1 protein-coding gene is annotated in these 847 nt (G+C 61.6%); it reads left to right on the forward strand.

Annotation, left to right across the window (positions count from 1 at the left end; all coding sequences use genetic code 11):
* Positions 1-107: 107 nt before the first annotated feature.
* Entirely contained in the window at positions 108-719 is a 612-nt protein-coding gene (locus Q3Y53_RS13035) for a phage major capsid protein (RefSeq protein WP_303536803.1), read from the forward strand.
* The last annotated feature ends 128 nt before the right edge of the window (positions 720-847 follow it).

Consider the following 847-nt stretch of genomic DNA (forward strand, 5'->3'; position numbering starts at 1 on the left):
TTCAATCTCAACAATGCGTTGCTTAAGCAGTCTCGGCGTTTTGTGAATGAGGTGAATCAATCCATCAATGCTGATCAATGCGCTCGGCCTCGACTGCGGTGGATCGCATGGTGCGCGATGACGCCGTGCTCGATGCGGCGCAGATCCAGGACCGCTATTTCCTGCGCGGCTCGGGCACGGAATACGCGCCCAAGGGGCTTCGCTTTCAGCTGCTCGGGACGAGCTATGCGGCGACCAACATCCTGACCATGACGGGGGCGCCAGACCTGCAGAAGGTCGACAACGATCTCGGTCGGATGGAGCTCGCGCTCGGCAATGCCAACGTGCCCTATATCGGCGCGCACTGGATCATGTCGCCGCGCACGGCGATGTATCTGACCAACCTGCGCGACGGCAATGGGAACAAGGTCTATCCGGAAATGTCGGAAGGGATGCTGCGCAAGAAGCCGGTGCATATCACGACCGAGATTCCCGACAACCTGGGCGGCGGCACCGAGTCGGAAATCATGCTCGTGCATCCCGCTCATATCCTGGTCGGCGAGCATATGGGCATCGAAGTCGCGATGTCGACCGAGGCGGCCTACAAGGACAGCGAGGGCACCATGCAGGCCGCGTTCAGCCGCGACGAGACGCTGATGCGCATGATCATGCAGCACGACATCGGCGCGCGTCACCTGCCCGCCATCGCGGTGCTGACCGAGGTCACCTGGGGCGCGTAATCGGCGCATTGCTGACGTGATGCAGAGCCAAACCTGACGGGCCGAGCCCGATGACCCCGGCTCAATTCGAGACCTACAGGACTGTGGGCGAAGAGGAGCTGGGCTTCCTCCAAGTGGTCAGCACACCA

Source organism: Synechococcus sp. YX-04-1, assembly GCF_030546365.1.
Lineage (GTDB): Bacteria > Cyanobacteriota > Cyanobacteriia > PCC-6307 > Cyanobiaceae > Parasynechococcus.

Coding starts and splice junctions, on each gene's coding strand:
- Q3Y53_RS13035 (WP_303536803.1), top strand. CDS start 108: ATGGTGCGCGATGACGCCGTGCTCGATGCGGCGCAGATCCAGGACCGC.